Annotated in this window: 1 protein-coding gene; it reads left to right on the top strand. The window is 47.8% G+C overall.

Annotated elements, in window-relative coordinates; genetic code table 11:
* Positions 1 to 235: 235 nt before the first annotated feature.
* On the top strand, positions 236 to 1,442 hold a 1,207-nt coding region (locus tag ACUVJL_RS34935; protein ID WP_445250011.1), incomplete at its 3' end, for a filamentous hemagglutinin N-terminal domain-containing protein.

Genomic DNA, 1,442 nt, shown 5'->3' with positions numbered 1-1,442 from the left:
CGGGTGAGAGCATTCCTCTACTAGCTTGTATCTCTTGATACTCACGCTTTCGGACCCCTACAAGATAGTATGATTTTTTGCTCTTACCTACTTATAAACACATACATTTTCTTCAGCTTCCCCTCCCATTAATCAGGAATAAAAAATAGGGCTATCCTCTTGACATGAGGAAAATTTATGAGTAAAAATAGGAGAGATAAATACGATCGCACTTTCAGCACAATCTTTAAACACAATGACAGCCAACAGACTACCAATGCTAGCATGGTTATTCATCCTTGGCTGGCTAAGTGCAGCGGCCGGTTCGGCTTCCGCGCAACCCATCACCCCCGCCGCGGACGGCACTAACACAGTTGTTACTCCCAACGGCAACCGCTACGACATTTCCGGGGGGTCTTTGAGTCCACAGGGGGCTAATCTTTTTCACAGTTTTACTCAGTTCGGTCTCAGGGAAGGTCAAACTGCTAACTTTCTGACCAATCCCAATATTCAAAATATTTTGGGAAGGATTACTGGGGGGAATCCTTCTTTAATCAATGGCTTAATTCAAGTTACCGGCGGCAATTCTAACCTGTTTTTGATGAATCCAGCCGGCCTGATTTTCGGACCGAATGCTAGTCTCAACGTGCCGGGCTCTTTTAATGCTACTACGGCGACAGGGATAGGTTTTGGGAACAATCAGTGGTTTAGCGCAATCGGCAATAACAATTGGGCAACATTAATTGGTCAGCCGAACAGTTTTGCCTTGACAAATTCCCAAGGGGGAAGCATTGTTAATTCCGGCAATCTGACGGTGACACCAGGTCAAAGTTTAAGTTTGGTAGGAGGTACGGTAGTCAATACAGGTCAGCTAAATGCGCCGGGGGGCAATATTCTCATCAGCGCCGTCCCGGGTAACAATTTGGTGCGGATTAGTCTTGCGGGGAATTTATTGAGTTTGGATATTCAACCGACAGCAACTGGGGGCTCGCTGCCGAACAATTGGACGCAGCCAGTGTTATCTTTGCCAGAGTTGCTGACTGGAAAAGCTGTGGCACAGGCAACGAGTTTGACGGTAAATCCCAATGGTGAAGTTGTGTTGACGGGGAATGTTGCTGTGCCGGTTAGCGCGGGAACTACGATCGCCTCCGGCACTCTCAACGTTTCTGGCGACACAGGCGGCAACGTTAACATCTTGGGTGAGAAAGTAGGTGTGATTGCTGGCAATATCAATGCTTCGGGGATTAACGGTGGCGGTAATGTACTGATTGGCGGAGATTATCAGGGTTTGGGGACGGTGCCCAATGCTTTGCGGACTTTTGTGGGCCGGGACTCGACAATTAATGCTGATGCTGTTAGTAATGGCAATGGCGGGCGAGTTATAGTTTGGGCGGATGAAACTACTCGCTTTAATGGAAATATTAGTGCTCGCGGTGGCTTATTTTCTGGTAATGGCGGCTTTG

Origin of the sequence: Microcoleus sp. OTE_8_concoct_300, from assembly GCF_031383065.1 — a bacterium.
Classification (GTDB): Bacteria; Cyanobacteriota; Cyanobacteriia; order Cyanobacteriales; family Microcoleaceae; genus Microcoleus.
Note: the sequence above shows the minus strand (reverse complement) of the source record. Positions and strands in the feature narration are given on the sequence as shown.